The 16,460-nt window shown below is 44.8% G+C and carries 14 protein-coding genes; 8 read left to right on the plus strand and 6 right to left on the minus strand.

The window, feature by feature from the left end; translation table 11 throughout:
- Positions 1-93: 93 nt before the first annotated feature.
- Positions 94-963 carry an NAD(P)-dependent oxidoreductase gene (locus KDW99_RS00510; RefSeq protein ID WP_255827394.1) on the minus strand — a complete coding sequence of 290 codons (870 nt, stop codon included), beginning with the start codon at positions 961-963 and terminating at the stop codon, positions 94-96.
- A gap of 443 nt (positions 964-1,406) precedes the next feature.
- Complete coding sequence (locus tag KDW99_RS00515) at positions 1,407-2,027, minus strand: SGNH/GDSL hydrolase family protein (protein ID WP_255827395.1); 621 nt, start codon at positions 2,025-2,027, stop codon at positions 1,407-1,409.
- Positions 2,028-2,120: 93 nt separating this feature from the next.
- On the opposite strand from KDW99_RS00515, the gene KDW99_RS00520 reads away from it, so the two are divergent.
- Positions 2,121-3,551: a coniferyl aldehyde dehydrogenase gene (locus KDW99_RS00520; RefSeq protein ID WP_255827396.1), complete on the plus strand. Its 1,431-nt coding sequence runs from the start codon at positions 2,121-2,123 to the stop codon at positions 3,549-3,551.
- A 64-nt stretch (positions 3,552-3,615) separates the two neighbouring features.
- Here the strand turns inward: KDW99_RS00520 and KDW99_RS00525 are convergent, their stop codons facing one another.
- Together KDW99_RS00525 and KDW99_RS00530 are read right to left on the minus strand one after the other, a co-directional pair.
- Complete coding sequence (locus KDW99_RS00525) at positions 3,616-5,601, minus strand: methyl-accepting chemotaxis protein (RefSeq protein WP_205113093.1); 1,986 nt, start codon at positions 5,599-5,601, stop codon at positions 3,616-3,618.
- Positions 5,602-5,761: 160 nt separating this feature from the next.
- On the minus strand, positions 5,762-6,511 hold the full coding sequence (locus KDW99_RS00530) for a DeoR/GlpR family DNA-binding transcription regulator (protein ID WP_255827397.1): 750 nt from the start codon (positions 6,509-6,511) through the stop codon (positions 5,762-5,764).
- 145 nt (positions 6,512-6,656) lie between these two features.
- Here KDW99_RS00530 and KDW99_RS00535 point away from each other — a divergent pair, with 145 nt between their 5' ends.
- The 7 genes from KDW99_RS00535 to KDW99_RS00565 all read left to right on the plus strand — a co-directional run bounded on the left by KDW99_RS00535 (position 6,657) and on the right by KDW99_RS00565 (position 13,753).
- Positions 6,657-7,634: an ABC transporter substrate-binding protein gene (locus KDW99_RS00535; protein ID WP_255827398.1), complete on the plus strand. Its 978-nt coding sequence runs from the start codon at positions 6,657-6,659 to the stop codon at positions 7,632-7,634.
- Between the two features lie 5 nt (positions 7,635-7,639).
- A complete protein-coding gene (locus KDW99_RS00540) occupies positions 7,640-9,367 on the plus strand; it encodes an ABC transporter permease (RefSeq protein WP_370646866.1) in 1,728 nt (575 codons plus the stop codon).
- Positions 9,355-10,398, plus strand: coding sequence for an ABC transporter ATP-binding protein (locus KDW99_RS00545; protein WP_255827399.1), 1,044 nt, complete (start codon positions 9,355-9,357; stop codon positions 10,396-10,398). The genes KDW99_RS00540 and KDW99_RS00545 overlap by 13 nt, the downstream gene beginning before the upstream one ends.
- Complete coding sequence (locus tag KDW99_RS00550; protein ID WP_255827400.1) at positions 10,395-11,480, plus strand: MBL fold metallo-hydrolase; 1,086 nt, start codon at positions 10,395-10,397, stop codon at positions 11,478-11,480. Before KDW99_RS00545 ends, KDW99_RS00550 begins: the two co-directional genes overlap by 4 nt.
- A complete protein-coding gene (locus KDW99_RS00555) occupies positions 11,464-12,033 on the plus strand; it encodes a histidine phosphatase family protein (protein ID WP_255827401.1) in 570 nt (189 codons plus the stop codon). The genes KDW99_RS00550 and KDW99_RS00555 overlap by 17 nt, the downstream gene beginning before the upstream one ends.
- On the plus strand, positions 12,015-12,467 hold the full coding sequence (locus KDW99_RS00560; RefSeq protein WP_072838636.1) for a phosphatase domain-containing protein: 453 nt from the start codon (positions 12,015-12,017) through the stop codon (positions 12,465-12,467). Before KDW99_RS00555 ends, KDW99_RS00560 begins: the two co-directional genes overlap by 19 nt.
- Before the next feature lie 110 nt (positions 12,468-12,577).
- Positions 12,578-13,753 (plus strand): aldose 1-epimerase family protein, encoded by a 1,176-nt coding sequence (locus KDW99_RS00565; protein WP_255827402.1) that lies wholly within the window; start codon positions 12,578-12,580, stop codon positions 13,751-13,753.
- On the opposite strand, the gene KDW99_RS00570 is transcribed toward KDW99_RS00565, so the two are convergent.
- Together KDW99_RS00570 and KDW99_RS00575 are read right to left on the minus strand one after the other, a co-directional pair.
- Positions 13,722-14,132, minus strand: a complete 411-nt coding sequence (locus KDW99_RS00570) for a gamma-glutamylcyclotransferase family protein (RefSeq protein ID WP_255827403.1) — start codon at positions 14,130-14,132, stop codon at positions 13,722-13,724. The genes KDW99_RS00565 and KDW99_RS00570 overlap by 32 nt on opposite strands.
- 323 nt (positions 14,133-14,455) lie before the next feature.
- On the minus strand, positions 14,456-16,417 hold the full coding sequence (locus tag KDW99_RS00575; protein ID WP_255827404.1) for a methyl-accepting chemotaxis protein: 1,962 nt from the start codon (positions 16,415-16,417) through the stop codon (positions 14,456-14,458).
- Positions 16,418-16,460 lie beyond the last annotated feature (43 nt).

Below are 16,460 nucleotides of genomic sequence, written 5' to 3' on the forward strand. Positions count from 1 at the left end.
ATTGAAAGAGGGCTTTTAACGAGGTATTAAATCTATATAAAGACAGTTTAGTGCTTCCTCAGAGAAACACTAAACTGCACATAACACTAAAAATTAGGCTTTTTTATCGAGCGCTTTTATTAGAACAGAAGTGTCTTGACGACCACGGCCTTCCGCCATGAGATCTTGATAATCCTGGTCAACGGCCTGGGTTAATGGAATCTTGATCCCCATTTTTTCTGCTTGGGCAAGACACAGACCTAAATCCTTATGCATCCATTCAATCGCAAAGCCAAAATCAAACTCGTTTTTCGCCATGGTTTCACCGCGGTTTTCTAATTGCCATGAGCCAGCCGCGCCATATTTTAAGGTGTCGACCAATGAAGCGATATCTAAACCAGCCTGTTGGGCGAAACGAATCCCTTCAGACAAACCGGACAATACACCACCGATGAGAATCTGGTTTACCATTTTTGCAATCTGACCGTTACCGACAGGACCCATTAAGCTGGTGGCTTTTGCGTAGCAATCTAATACAGACTGAGCTTTATCCAAATCGCTTTGCGAACCACCTATCATCACGGTTAATACACCGTTTACGGCACCTGCTTGGCCACCAGAAACGGGCGCATCCATAAAGTGGAAACCACGTTCTTGCGCTGTTTGATGAAGTTCTTTAGCCACTTCAGCTGAAGCGGTTGTGTGATCAATAAAAAGCGTGCCCACTTTGGCTTGTTGGAATACGCCTTCAGGGCCTAAGTAAATAGCGCGCAAATCATCGTCATTGCCGACGCAAGTTAAGACAATATCAGCATCTTGGGCGGCAATGGCAGGCGTTGTTGCGAAAGTGCCTGTGTATTCCTCACACCAGTTTTGAGCTTTTTGAGTCGACCGGTTGAAGACCACAACAGCATGACCTGCTTTACTTACATGTCCTGCCATTGGGTAGCCCATGGTTCCAAGTCCGATGAAGCTTACTTTCATTGCGTTTCTCCTTACTGCGTTTGTTCAAGTTGCTATAAATCATACGCATTTGTCGGTTAATTACGAGGTACAAAAAAGAGGGAAATCAGGCATACAGATAGTGAAAAAGAGTCAGATATCGGCCTTTCTACTACATTTTTTGCTTTATTTCGATTCTGCGTATTTTTCACCCACCCTGTGGATAACTTTGTGTAAGAAAAACACAGCGACCGATTATTTCGTAAAAAAGCGCCTATTGGCGAATAATCGTGCATATTTTATACGATTTTCATTCTTTCCTTTTGCTCTTGTAGGAATTACCTCTTTTGTCAAGGCCTATAAATAACAAAATGCTGAAAAAGCGTCTTAATGCATCTAGTTCCTTCAGATTGGTTTGTTTTTAATCAAGACGCTGGTTTTGTGTGGTGATATTTAAAAAATCAATTTAAAACAATGGCTTAAACCTAAATGCGATCTTTGATTAAAGGGTAGATGGCGTTTGCTAAGTGTTCATTTCCTTGCGTGTCTAAATGAACCCCATCGACTTCACAGGGTTGTAAAACCCCAGCCGCGTTGAGAAAAATACATTGGTTCTTAGAGGCAATATCTTGGTAGTACTGATGAAAATATTGTGATTTTTCAATGGCTCCGTCAAAACTTTCAGCAACAGAGCCCGTTGGGGATAAAATATTTGGCGGAGCGACTATGACAAGGGTTGGCGCAGGAAAACCATTGTCATTCGGCATTCTTGACTTTTCGATCAGTTTCTCGACGCCTTTTGCGGCCTCATAGGCACCAACATGGAAATGTCGCTTCAAATCATTAGTGCCTAACATCAGGATCAAAATATCGACAGGGCCAAAGGTTTCTAAGGCGGCTTGAAGGTATGACAGACCATTGCGACCTTCTAAGAAAGGGTCATTCCAGATGGTGGTTCGTCCCGGTAAACCAAAATTAATCACTTGGTGCTGGTGGCCTAATAAGTCGTTCAACAAGGTCGGCCAACATAGATGTTTTGGGTAACGTCCACCATTAGGTATCCGCCCCCAAGTAAGAGAATCCCCGTAACATAAAATAGTAGCCATGATTTGCTCCTTGCATTAATAATGAGTCATTAGATAGTGTAGTTAATCTACGGCGTTTGATCACAAAATAATAACGAGCTGTGAGAGGCCCATATGAATATAGTTTCTTCTACTTTCTCTTCGAAAGATGATATTCACTCGGCTTTTTCTCGTCTGAAAAAGGTGACTCAGCAAAATGCCTTTCCCTCTGCCCAAGAGCGCCGACAAGTTCTTATTCGTCTGCAAGCCTCATTAATGGATCATGAAACCGTTTTATTAGAGGCATTACGAAAAGATTTTGGGACACGTGCCCATGAAGAGTCTCGGTTGATTGAACTTGTTCCTTTGCTTGGGGAAATAAAACACGCAAAGCGTTACCTTGCTAAATGGATGAAACCGTCCAAACGTCATGTTCACATCAGCACCTTACCTGCCAGTGCTCAGGTGTTCTATCAGCCAAAAGGTGTGATAGGGATCATCTCACCTTGGAATTACCCTGTGTTGCTTTCCCTAGGGCCTCTGGTGGGGGCGTTAGCCGCTGGTAATCGAGTGATGATGAAGTTGTCTGAGTTCTGTCCTGAAACCAATCGAGTGTTACGCGATGTAGTGACTCATGCGTTAGGAGGCGATTGGGTGGAAGTGATTGAAGGCGAGGCAGATATTGCTAATGAGTTTAGTAAGCAACCTTTTGATCACATATTATTTACTGGCTCGACGTCCGTTGGCCATATCATTATGCGTAACGCTGCCGAGCATTTAACGCCAGTGACTTTAGAGTTGGGCGGAAAATCTCCGTTGTTGGTCGCACCATCAGCGGATTTGCGTGATACGGCTAAGAAGCTGGTCTTTGGAAAAATGCTCAACGCAGGACAAACCTGTGTCGCGCCTGATTACGTTATGTGTCATGCCGAGCAAAAGCAGACCTTAATCGATTATATCAAACAGGAGCTCGCAACTTATTATCCAGAAGGTGTGTTGAGCCCTGATTACACGAGTTTGATTAATACTCGCCAATTAGACCGCCTGAAAGGCTATCTAGACGAAGCCAGAGCCGCTGGTGTAGTGTGTGAGAATCTAATGTCCCAAGGGCCAGAGGAAAGTGATGGTAGGCTGGCATTGCATGTGCTGTATCAACCTGATGATTGGTTGAGCGTGATGCAGGATGAGATCTTCGGGCCTTTGCTGCCCATTTTAACTTACAACGATCTATCCGACGCCTTGTCTTATATTCAGCAACGACCTCGGCCGTTATCCATGTACTTGTTTACGCAACACAATGAAGATCAAAAGCGATGCGAGGAAAATATTGCCAGTGGCAGCTTGGTGATCAACCATACCCTAGTGCAAGTGGCGCAAGCGGATTTGCCCTTTGGAGGCATTGGCGCATCGGGCATGGGCGCTTATCATGCTGAAGAAGGCTTTCGCACCTTTTCCCATAGCAAATCGGTATTACGTAAACGTGGGCCGAATGTTCTTGGTTTGTTAAGGCCGCCATACGGACGTTGTATTCATCGGTTAGTCGCAAAATACTGGCGATGGCTTTAATAAAATAAAAATCCCACGCTGATCTCTCAACGTGGGATTTGTCGTTCTACTGTATTTTATATATTTATTTCAACGCATTGAGTCGATTCGCAATGGCGTCGATCTCTTTACTCATGCGACTAAGCTGACTAGAGTCGCTGGCGTTACTGCCAGTTAACTCTTGCAAGCGAGAGACAAACTGGCTCAAGTCCTGTGACACTTTTTGCTGTTCGCCAGCGGCCACCGAGATTTGCGTTGCTTGATCTGTGATCTGAGAGAAAGCGCTCACCACTTGTTGTAAGTGATTCGCTGTCGACTCTGCAGTTGACACGGCACGTTCAGTTTCGCTGTGCCCCAGTTCCATAGAGCTAACGGATTCTTTCGACGCAACCTGCAAGCGTCCTAGCACTTGCTCTATTTCCACCGCTGAGCTTTCACTCTTCGCGGCAAGGTTGCGAACTTCATCGGCCACTACCGCAAAGCCTCGACCTGTTTCCCCTGCTCGAGCCGCCTCAATCGCCGCGTTAAGAGCAAGTAGGTTAGTTTGCTCAGCAATGTCACGAATCACACCTAACATACCGTTTGCACGACGACTGTCTTCATCCAGCTTGAGAATATTGGTTTGTGCTTGACTCATGGCACTGGTAAGAGAGCGCATCGTTTCGATGACGGTATTCATTTCGTCGCCACTGCTGCGTACGTCTTTATGAATGCGTTCAACGGTTTCTCGGGTTTCATTAGCGTACATGGCAACGTCATGAGAGGTCGCTCCCAATTCTTCTGTTGCCGCCGCTAAGGTAGTGTTTTCATCACTTAGACTGTTTGCCTTATTTAAGAAGTCATTACTGAATACGCTTAAACGACCTGCATCTTTTACAAGGTTGGCAGATTCTATGTGGATTTGTTCGAGCAATTTCTTCAGTTTGTCGCCATAAGCATTCACTGCCTGACGTAAATCACCTAGTTCATTCAATTTACCCACTTCCAGTTCTTGGGTGCTGCCGCCATCAGCCAGCTCTTGAATTTGTTGCGTTGTTTGGGTGATCTGACCAAGTAAACTACGGAAGAAAGAAATGGCGATGATGCTAACAATGATGAGCAAAGCCCCAATGACAATCATCAAGAATAAGCCCATGCTTTGAGCGATTTCCGTCATTCTTTCTTTTGGTACGACTAAGCCTATAGTCCAGCCTGTTTGTGGGTGTTTGATTAAATCCACATACGCTGCACCATCTAAAATAGCATCGTGATCAAGCGAGATAACTTGCTCTTTACCCTCTACTTTTTTCAATGCAGGCTTTAACCATGGAAGCTGATTGCCAAGCTCTGTTGCCGTAAGCATACTGCCATCGCTTTTTACTATATTCGCTTCCCCTTTTGGAAAGCTTAATACTTGGCCTGTTTGGTCAATGGCGAAGACATAACCTTGGTTTTCAGTACCATATTGTTCAAGAGATTTGGTAACGCCATCGAGCATCATATCGACCGTGGTGACACCGGTAAATTGATTGTTTTCTTTCATTGGAATGGTACAGGTTACCATTGGAATATTGGTGACAGGATCTATGTAGGCTTCGGACCAAGCACACAGTTTTTGTGAAGACGTTTTGCCAACAGTGTACCAAGACTCGTTGTGATAACCCGACCCAGCAGGATCATTGTAATCGTCGAGATAACTCATTTTAGAGCCATCACGTCCCCAGAAAAAACTACGTCGCTCTGTTCCGGATGTAAATGCAGAGGGTTCTGGCCAAATACCACCACCCGCTATGCTTTTGTCATCATGGTTATTAATAATACTAGGGAATAGCTTTTTGAAGAGCGCTTCTTCTTTAGGAAGCTGAGAGCCTGCTAATGCAAGGGTACTAGTAAGTAATTGGATTTTCTCCAGCTTGGCACTGAGTAATTCAGTTAATCCTTTTTGATTTACGGTAATTTGCCTTTGCCGTTCTGCGGTTAAGTCGGGTTTTACCTTCATTTCAATAACGATATAAATACTGGCAAGAGCGAGCAAGAGAATGACCACTAAACCAATATTAATTTGCTGTCGAATTCTTAACGGTGATTTCATAGTAGCCTCATTCTGCACAACACGGGGAAGGGTGTATAAGACAATAGTCTTATACACAGACTGAGAGCAAGAGTATTTTTTATACAATCCATATAAAGGTTTTATCCTATCTTAGTTTTCCAAAAAAGATTTTTCATTTTATATATTAGACCTGTGATTGTTAATAGAGTATTTCAATGTTTTGATAACTCAGAATACTGAGTAAAGATGAGGAAGGTTTGTGGTCTGTAATAATACAATCGTAATCGCTCATTTTTCCCCATAAACAACGGGACTCTGTATCAAATTTAGTGCTGTCGATAACCAAAACTCGATAATGACAATGTTCAACCAAGGCTTCTCGTGCCATGACCTCGTCATCAGTGAAATCAAATAAATGGCCCTGTTTATTAGCTGCGGCGACAGAGAAAATGCCAATGTCCGCTCTGTAGCGCTGAAAAAATCGCATGGCATCACCACCGATAACGTCTTGATCGCGCATTCTGACGCGCCCGCCTGAAATAGTCAGTTCACAGTCTGGGTGCTCGCATAAATTACGTGCGGCATGAAGATTAGTCGTCATTACCTGCAAACCTTGAAATAGTGCAAGTTGGTTGGCGACTTCGGCCACGGTTGAACCACTTCCAAGAAAGATGGATTGATAGTCGGCAAGCTTGCTTATACAAAGGTCGGCAATGTGCTTTTTTCCGGCAGCATGGCGTATTCGACGTTGATCGAAACTGATGTTTTCTCGATGAGGAAAAGGAATAACTTCGCCATGGCTGCGTAATACCAAGCCTTTTTCCGCTAATAACCGAATATCTGAACGAACGGTTTGTACTGAAACCGAAAATTCGTCGGCAACAGCTTGTAGCGTCTGACGTCCTTGTTTATTCACCCATTGCACGATGTCATAGTGCCTTTTGTTCATAGTGATCCAGTCCTTTTCATAAGGCTTTATAAGTGAAAATTGTCGAAACGAAAGTAATCCAGCATTAAACGAAATTTTTTCGTCACTATAGTGTCAAATTATGTCGGTATTGTTGCAGCTCACTTATCAAAAAGAGAGTTTCTCCATGACCGTTAAGAAGACCTTGTTGCTATGTGCTGCGGCGCTTGCTTTTCCTCTTTCCGTACAAGCTCAAGATGTTTTGACCTTGTATACCAGTCAGCCAAACAAAGATGCACAAATGACGGTGGATGCATTTGAAGCAGCCAATCCTGATATTAAAGTGGAATGGGTGCGTGACGGAACGACCAAGTTAATGACGAAGTTGCGTGCTGAGTTATCGTCTGGCGTGGTGAAACCCGATGTATTGCTTATTGCCGACAGCGTGACCATGGAATCCATGGTATCGGATGGTTATTTGTACTCCTACATGAGCCCTAATCGCGATCAATACGAAGACAGTTTGTACAGTGAAGATGGCTATTATTACGGAACGAAACTGATTACTACAGGTATTGTTCGTCATAAAAAGGCACCACAACATCCAACGGATTGGAGTGATTTCGTCAAGCCTGAATATAAAAACCAAGTCGCGATGCCAAGCCCTTTGTATTCTGGAGCAGCTTTGATTCATCTTGCGACGCTAACCGATGATGAATCACTAGGTTGGAATTATTATGAGCAGTTGCATGCCAATCAGGTGATGGCACAAGGCGGCAATGGTGGTGTACTGAAAGCAGTGGCATCGGGAACGAAACCTTACGGCGTTATTGTGGATTTTTTGGCAATACGCGAAGCTGCGAAAGGCTCGCCGATAGAGTTTATTTTCCCTAAAACAGGCGTGTCCATGGTCACTGAACCTGTGGCCATTATGAAGGAAGCTAAGAATAAAGCCGCGGCAAAACGCTTTGTGGACTTCTTATTATCCAAAAAAGGTCAGGGTTTGGTGTTAGAGCAAGGATATTTGCCAGCTCGTAGTGATATTGGCGTGCCAGAAGGCTTTCCAAAACGTACCGATATTCGCTTGATGCCGTTCGATGCAGCAAAAACATTGCGCGATAATGAGGCGAATAAAGCGCGTTTTAGCAAGATCTTTGAAGGTTAAGAAAAATGACACCTTCGTTAATAAAACGACGTTTTATGGACAGTACGTCAATGGACAACCAGCTACGCTGGTTGTCCATTGGGCTGTTCGTGTTGATCGCAACATTAAGCGTATTACCAAGTCTACGTTTATTGGTAGAAGCCTTGAGCCATACTACCTTTTCGGCATCTTCACCAATGGCTGAAGTACTGCGCAGTGAACGAACTTGGATAGCCTTACGTAATAGTTTCTACACTTCAGGTTTAGGCACTCTTATCGCGGTGATTTTGGGGTGCGGCTTTGGTTTTGTGGTGACGTTAACCAATATTCGTGGCCGCGGTATTTGGGTATTTTGCTTTATGTTGCCGATGATGATCCCGCCACAAGTGACGGCGTTGAGCTGGTTGCAATTATTTGGACCTGCGAGCCCAATTTTAAATACTCTGGGAATAGAGCCAGCGTTGGGAAGCCCACAACCTATGTATTCGGCAGAAGGCATTGCCTTATTGTTAGGCATACAAAGTGCGCCCTTGGTATTTCTGGCTTTGCGTACTCAGCTTATTTCATTGCCTCAGGATTTATTAGAAGCCGCTCAACTATCTCGTGCTTCTCAGTTTCGAATTTGGGTCGATATCATTCTACCTTTGTGTCGCAGTGCGATCATCGCTGGCGCCGCGTTAGCCTTTGTTTCTTCTTTGGGTAATTTTGGTATTCCTGCGATGTTAGGGATTCCTGCAGGTTATATCGTTTTACCAACTTTGATTTATCAGCAAATGGCAGGGTTTGGTAACGATATGCTTAGCCAAGTAGCGGGCTTGTCGATGATTATTGCTTTGTTGGTGTTAGCGGGCATGTTGTTGCAACAATGGCTACAGCAACGCAGTTGTTATTCCTTGTTAGGCCACACGGCGCAGTCGCTTTCTTTCCGTCTTAAGCAATGGCGTTTGCCCCTCGAAATTCTGTTGGCTTTGGTATTGTGTTTTATTTTGGTGGCCCCGCTATTTGCTTTGATTGTGAGCTCATTGGTGCCTGCTCTTGGCATGCCTTTGAACGCGGATACCATTACCTTCACCGCATTTTACGAAATGATAGGGCGACAAGGCGTTACTTCACGAGCCTTTGAAAACAGCGCATTTTTGGCTTTTTTCAGTGCTTTAGTCTTGATGCTGCTGTCTTTACCATTGGGTTATTTATTGATGCGTTTGCCAATGCGAACCAGAGCTGTGATTGCCAGTTTGATTGAAGTGCCATACGCCATCCCTGGTATCGTCTTAGCCATTGCTTTTATTTTGTTGTTCGCCAAGCCTTTGCCTTTTATTGAGGTCAGCTTGTACGGCACTTTGGGCATTATTTTCTTGGCGTATCTGTCTTGTTTTTTGAGTGTGTGTTTGAAGCCGGTGTTAAGCGCCATGTCTCAGCTTGATCCTGCTTTAGAAGAAGCCGCACAGCTGGCAGGAGCAAGGCCGATACAGCGCTTGATTGACATCATATTACCCCTCACTGCACCGGCCTTTTTTGCAGGTGGCTTACTGGTGTTTTTGATCTCGATTAATGAACTGACGGTGTCCGCTTTGTTGTGGAGCGCAGGCAATGAAACCCTAGGTGTGTTGATTTTTAATCTCGATGAAAGTGGCGACAGTGTTTTGGCCTCGGCCATTGCTGTGCTGGTGGTTTTGCTGGTCGCAGGGCTAATGAGTTTATTGAGTCTGTTTGCCCCTCGTCTGCCCAAAGGAGTGATTCCATGGCACGGTTAATATTGGATGGCGTTGAAAAATCTTTTCATGGTGCGCCGGTTGTAAAAGGTTTGAATTTAACGATTGAGCCGGGTGAGTTTGTTGCCTTACTTGGGCCAAGTGGTTGTGGTAAATCGACCATTTTAAGAATGCTGGCAGGATTTGAGAAGGTTTCAGGTGGTCAAATCATTCATGGCGATGACTGTCTTTCTAGTTCGACGCGTCATGTGCCAACAGAAGAAAGAAACTTCGGCATGGTGTTTCAATCGTATGCACTTTGGCCGCACATGACGGTGAAAGAAAACGTCGGCTATCCGCTTAAAGTACAGAAAACGCCGGTGGCAGAACGCAACAAACGAATTAAAGACGCTCTGGAAATTGTTCAGTTAGAAGAATACGCCGATCGTTTGCCAGCGCAACTAAGTGGCGGTCAGCGTCAGCGAGTGGCGTTGGCGCGTAGTTTGGTCACCGAGCCAGATGTGGTGTTGTTTGACGAACCGCTTGCCAACTTAGATAGACATTTGCGAGCGACGATGGAAGAAACCTTCCGTGCCTTTCACAAACGTACTGGCGCGACCATGGTTTATGTCACCCACGATCAATCCGAAGCCATGTCATTGGCCGATAAAATTGCTGTGCTGAATAAAGGGCAATTGGTGCAATGGGGAACACCTCAGGAACTGTATGCAAGACCAAGAAACACTTGGCTAGCAAACTTTATTGGTCGAGGTTCCGTGTTGTCAGTGGCTGTGGTTGCTCCTTCGCAATACGTGAGAGGTACCAATTTGCACGAGTTGATACGTCAGCATTCGTCAGACAAAGCTTCTAGTTCTGTGCTCGTGCGTCCACAAGATATTCATTTCGTCAGCGCGGATGATTCAGCACTGGCTGTAAGCGTTCACAGCTGTATTTTTCGTGGCGAGCGTTACGATATTGAATTGATGCTAAAAAATGGCCAGCGCTTACTCGCGTACAGCGATGTACCTATGACGCTAGAAAGCCAGCATCAGGTTCGTCTTGGGCAAGCTTGGTCGCTTGAGAGTGAGTCATGAAGGTTAGCATTGATATTTTAAGTGGCGCAGGAAGGAAAACCGCCGCCGCGATTTTGGTGACTTACGAAGCAGACAATCAGTCAAAACCGATTCGTTTTTTGCTCGACGCGGGCGGCGCGTTAGAGGCGGGCGAAGACAAAGGCTGGACGCAACCGGATCATTTAGATGCGATTTTTATTTCCCATGATCATCAAGATCATATGGGCGGTTTGATCGATATTGATAGCCAAGTTCCGGTTTACGCGACTTCGCCCGTTCAGCAGCAATTGCCAACGCATTTGAACCTTCATACCTTGCCTATTTGTGGCTCGACGAATGTGTCTGGCATTAAGGTGACAACTGGTTCGGCAGGGCATTCTTTTGGCGGTGTGTGGCTGCATCTTGATATGGGTGATGGCGTATTTTACAGCGGTGATTTCAGCCTCGAATCCGGCTTGTATCCTTTTACCATGCCTCCGCACGCCAGTGTTGCTTTACTCGATGCGTCTTACGGCTTGTATGACAATTCGTTAGAGCAATGTAAAAACGCCTTGCTGCATTATCTCAATGACGAGCGCGCCTTGCTGATGCCGGTTCCGCAAACTGGACGAGCGTTAGAAATGGCCTGTTGGTTAACTTCCCTAGGTTTCCATGATTGGACTCTAGGAGAAGATTGTATCGCGCCTGAAACTGTTTTGGCTGGACCTGAAGGCAGTGTTTGTACCGAGATTCGACCTGTCTTGGAAAGCATGAAAAGCCAACCGTTCAATCCCAATGCCAAAGTGATTTTATGTGGTGATCCTGATGGATTGAGTGGTGAAGCGGCTGCTTTATTGCAACAACCAGAGCGATATTTGCCAGTTTATACCGGACATTTGCCAGAACACGCTCGTCAGGCTGTGAGTGAAGACAGGGCGCATTTTGAACGCTGGAATGTGCATCCGCGTAAGCAAGATCTAAAACTGCTGGTGGATCATCTTGGTTGCCGTATTTGTGTTCCACTTTTTCACACCATGAAAGACCTAAATGAGTGGCGACAGGCTTTTGGCCCAAGCGTCACTGCAGATTCTTATATTGAGTTAGATTATGACTTTACTTTCTAAACCTTTTGTCTTTGCTCGCCATGCGCAGAGTGTATTTAACGCCGCGTTTCGTATCGGCGGTTTTACCGACAGTCAGTTAAGTGAAACCGGAATTCAGCAAGCAAAAGACGCGGCGCCAATATTAAGCGCCATTGATTGGAGCGTTGTGGCAACCAGTACTTTGAAACGTACGCAAGAGACCGCGTTTCATGCGGTGCCAAAGCAAACCATTATGGCTTATGAGCAACTCAAAGAGCGTAATTGGGGCGACCTTGAAGGCTGCCCGATAGAACAGCAATTACCTTATGACGTGACGCCACCGAATGGTGAATCTTGGCAAGACTTCGAGACTCGTGTGCTGAGCGCATTGAATGAGATCCTCAGCGAGCATTCGTGGCCTCTGATTATTGCGCATTCTGGCGTTTATCGAGTGCTAAACAATGTTATCAACGGCACGCCGTATTGCCCAAGAATCGGCAACGTTACTCCTATTTCTTTTGTGCCTAGCCAAGACGAAAACGGCTGGGAAATTACCCCTTTTAAAGGAAGTTTTACATGTTACCAAATGCCGTAATTGTTGATTTAGATGGCACTCTTGCCGAATTTGATCACACCGAAGTCGCCCATTGGGTGCTCGGCGCAGAAAAACATTGGGACCCTTTTTTTGAACACATGAAACATGCACCAGTGATCGAAAACGTGCTGCGTTTGGTCAATATTCTCAAGCAACAAGGTCAACATATTTTAATTTGCAGTGGCCGTCCTGAGTCCCATAAACAGCACTCGGTTGAATGGATTCAAAAACACCAAATTCCGTGCGATGGCATTTATCTACGCCCAGATAATGCTGATGCCTTGCCAGACGAGGACGTTAAAAAAGCCTTGTTGGAGAAAATCCACGAAGATGGTTTTACGCCTTGGTTGGTATTGGACGACCGCGATGCTGTGGTTCAAGGCTGGCGTAACTTAGGGCTGACTTGTCTACAGTGTGCGCCGGGGGATTTTTAATTAGAACGAAGCGCCAAGCAACATTGAATAAATAGCAGATTTTATCTTCATGGCTAGCCTTGTTATCTAGCTCGCGCTAGCATGAGGAAATTTCTTTCGGAGCTTGGTCCATGTTTCAACTTGTTCTTCTTAGTAATCAACAGCATATTGATGTTGCTAACCTTTCGTTATCTGCAGAATTAATGGGCTTACCGAGAGAGGTTCCTGTTAGTGTGCAGCAGACGTGTCTAATAGGCGGTAAGCAAACCGGCTCACGCTTGATCACTTTGACGGTAGGCGATTCTGTGGTTCGCGTTGTGCCGACTCGCGGCATGACAGTGCTTGATGTTGTCAGAAAAGATAAAGCAGGGAAGGATGTACGCTTTGGTTGGGATTCGCCAGTTAAAGAAGTCGTACATCCAAGCTTTGTTAATCAAGAAGCATCTGGCGGCATTGGTTGGTTAGATGGTTTTAACGAGATGATCGTACGTTGTGGTTACCAGTGGGCAGGTCACCCAGGCCAAGATGGCGATGAGTTTTTGACATTGCACGGTCGTATTCAAAACACGCCAGCTGACGAGGTGATTTTAGAAGTTGAGCAAGTGCCACCGTATCGTGTGACCTTGCGCGGCCGAGTTGATGAGAAACGTTTCAAGTTCACCAATTTCGAGCTGCAAACTGTCTTATCACTGACGCCAGACGAGCCGTATTTGCTGGTTGAAGATACCTTGACTAACAAAGGCAGTTATCCACGCGAGTACCAAGCTATCTATCACAATAATTTTGCTCAACCGATTCTTGAAAAGGGGGCGCAATTGCATGTTCCTATGGCGGAAGTATCGCCGTTTAATGACTATGCTGCGGGTGGTTTGAGTGATTGGAACCAGATGCCAGAACCAACCAAAGATTTTGATGAAATGGTGTTTAATCTTCGTCCTCTGAGTGACGAAAATGGTTTTTCTCATGCGTTATTGCACAATGCAAATGCAAGCTATGGTATTGAGGTGAGTTATCAAACCGACACCTTGCCAGTGCTTACCGTGTGGAAAAATACGGACACACTGGAACAAGGTTACGTGGTGGGTATCGAGCCGGGCACCAGCTTCGCTTATAACCGTTCTTATCAGAGAGAGTTAGGTTTGGTGCCGACGATTGCGGCTGGTGAATCGAAACACTTTGTGGTGCGTTTTGGTTTATTAACGGATGAAGGTCAGGTCCAAGCCAGTGTGGCGAATATCGCCAAATTACAAAGTGATCACGCGCCTAAGGTGATGTCTACGCCGATTGTGCGCCTTGGTGAAGCATAGAGGTTCGGGAGTATCGTTCCCAATCACCTGCTTCCATATAGGGGGCATGGTCTAAAGATTTGTTGTAGACATAAATCCAGCCTCTACCGTAAGGCGAGAAAACGCGCTTTCTAATGTACAAAGAGCTATCTGGCGCCTTTGGGTCATAACCTTCTAGTTGATCCAAAGACGCGAGTGTTTCGTCTGAGACGTCATACCACTCGACTCGGATGCGGCCACTTTCGTCGTGAGTTGAGGTAATGGCTGGAAAGTCTCCTAAATTGTGCATGCGAAACCCTGTCAACCAACCTAGTCCGATGCGTTTACATTCGGCAAGAAGCTCGTGATTGTTTAGTCCTTCACGAAGCGTTCCATATACAGCAACAATGTTTGTAGGCATGTTGAATTCCATCTAATTACAATTAAAGTGTAGAAGATGAACTGGCTTAGCGGTCATTTCAAGCCTTGTAGAGGGAAATTACATTGCCATGACACAACCTTGATGTATTCATGAAACTACTGGCTTTTTAGTGCTCGGGTTTAGATTTTCCGAGGCGCTGACTTTGCAGATGCTTATTTTGGAGGTTGCGGCCATGAATTCTTCACGATCATGTCGTCAGCGTGTTTTTTCTGCGGCGTCTATTATGCTTTAGTTTGATGCTGATATGAAAAAACCTAACGCCAGCTATATCTGCGTTAGGTTTTGTATTTTGTTTTCTAAAATTAAGTGTTGCTAGACTTAAAACGTCCTACCATGGTGCTAAGCTCTTCGGATAATTGGTTAAGAGCGGTAGCGGTTTCCGCAACCTGATTCGATAAGTCATTGGATTTAATGGTGCCATCATGGATAACAATGACATTGGTATTGATCTCTTCCGCCACTAGATGTTGCTCTTCTGCCGATGCGCTTATTTGGATCATCATGTCTTTAATTTCGAGCACCGAGCTGAGTATTTTTTCAAAAACATGATGGGTCTGAGAGGCTAAAACCACTGAACCTTTTGCCACATCAACGCTGTGGTTCATTTTGGTCGCGGCAGAATCCGTTTGCTGTTGTAACTTGGTCAGCATGTGATCAATTTCTTCTGTCGACTTAGCGGTTCTTCCTGCTAACGTACGGACTTCGTCCGCAACGACGGCGAACCCTCGTCCTTGCTCACCCGCGCGAGCCGCTTCAATTGCCGCATTTAAAGCGAGTAAGTTTGTTTGTTCGGCGATGGCTTTAATGGTGTCAAGAATACTCACGATGCTTTCAGAGTCTTTTGCTAGCTCGATCATGCTTTCATTTGAGCTGTAGAGTTCTTTCTCTAGGTCATTCAAAGAATCCATCGTTTGTTGAATTAGTGCATTGCCTTCTTGTACTTGTGTTTCACTGTTTTCTGCCGCTGCCGCAGCATTATTGCAGCTAGAGGCCACTTCATTTGCTGTCGCAACCATTTCGTTAAAGGCGGTAGAGACATGATCAACAGAATTAACCTGATGAGAAACAACACTATTAAGTTCCGATGATAAATGCTCGGACTGATGTGCAACCTTGCCAATTTTCTCGCATGAAGACTTGGTACGAGCAACGATATTATCGATTGAAGTAACAAACAGATTAAATGCCGAGGCCATTTGACCTGCTTCATCTTTGCTTTTCACTTCTAGACGCTGTGTTAAATCCCCTTCGCCGTGGCTAATATCTGTCAGTCTGTCAGCCATATGTTTAACTGGTTTGATGATCACACTGGCCAACGTTGCGCCAATTAACATGAATATGGCGATCATAACCAAAGAAATGATGATAATAGTACTAATCAGATTGTTTGCGTGCGCATAAATAACACTACTTGGTACCAGTCCGATAAATTTCCAGTTAAGTTTTGGCGATGTATGTACTTTAGCAAGCCAGACTTCGCCATCTATCATTATTTCTTGAGAAGTATTAATACTGCTATCGAGAGTAGAGTAGGGACGTGATGCATTACCGATTGATTTAAAATTATTTTGAGGGTCGGATGGATCCGCTAGGATGGTTCCAGTGTCTTCAACCATGACGACATAGCCTTCACCACCGAATTTTACTTCAGCGAGTAATTCAGTAAGTTTTTTCAAAGTCACATCGATACCGACAGAGCCATAGAAACCATCTTGTCCTTCAACGCGTTGTAGGTAATCAACAAGGAGAGCATTGGTTGAGCTATCTTGATAGGCTGGGATACGGACTGGAGAACGACTGTTAATGGATTGTTTGTACCAGCTTCTTTCTAAAGGATTGTAATTTTTAGAATTCTTACCTTTTGGCCATTGTAGGTAACCTTTATCGTTCGTTCCTAGCCAGATATACATTAAATCAGGGTGGGTTTTGGCGAAACTATCCATTAGAGCAAAAGCTTCTTGTTCTAATTTAGAGTTTTTATCAGGTGTCATGTTTTGGACTGGTTCGTTCGCGTAACTTTTGATACTGCCAGGGGATAATTTGGTAAGTGCATTGGATTGGGCAAAAAATGCAACGTTTTCAGCTAGGTTATTCAAATACATTGAAAAAATAGTATCGACATGGCCCATTTCTGATTGGCTCTGTTCCTCAAAATTTTGCAGAGCATTGGCGCGAATATTTTTTATAATAACGGCCGATACAATAAGAACAGGAAGAATTACGCCTGCTGCTACTAAGGCAATAATCTTGGATTTAACTGTCATGGAAACCTCTTTACTTAATTACATCCAATAAAAGTAAGAAATT

Origin of the sequence: Marinomonas rhizomae (assembly GCF_024397855.1) — a bacterium.
Taxonomy (GTDB): Bacteria; Pseudomonadota; Gammaproteobacteria; order Pseudomonadales; family Marinomonadaceae; genus Marinomonas; species Marinomonas rhizomae_A.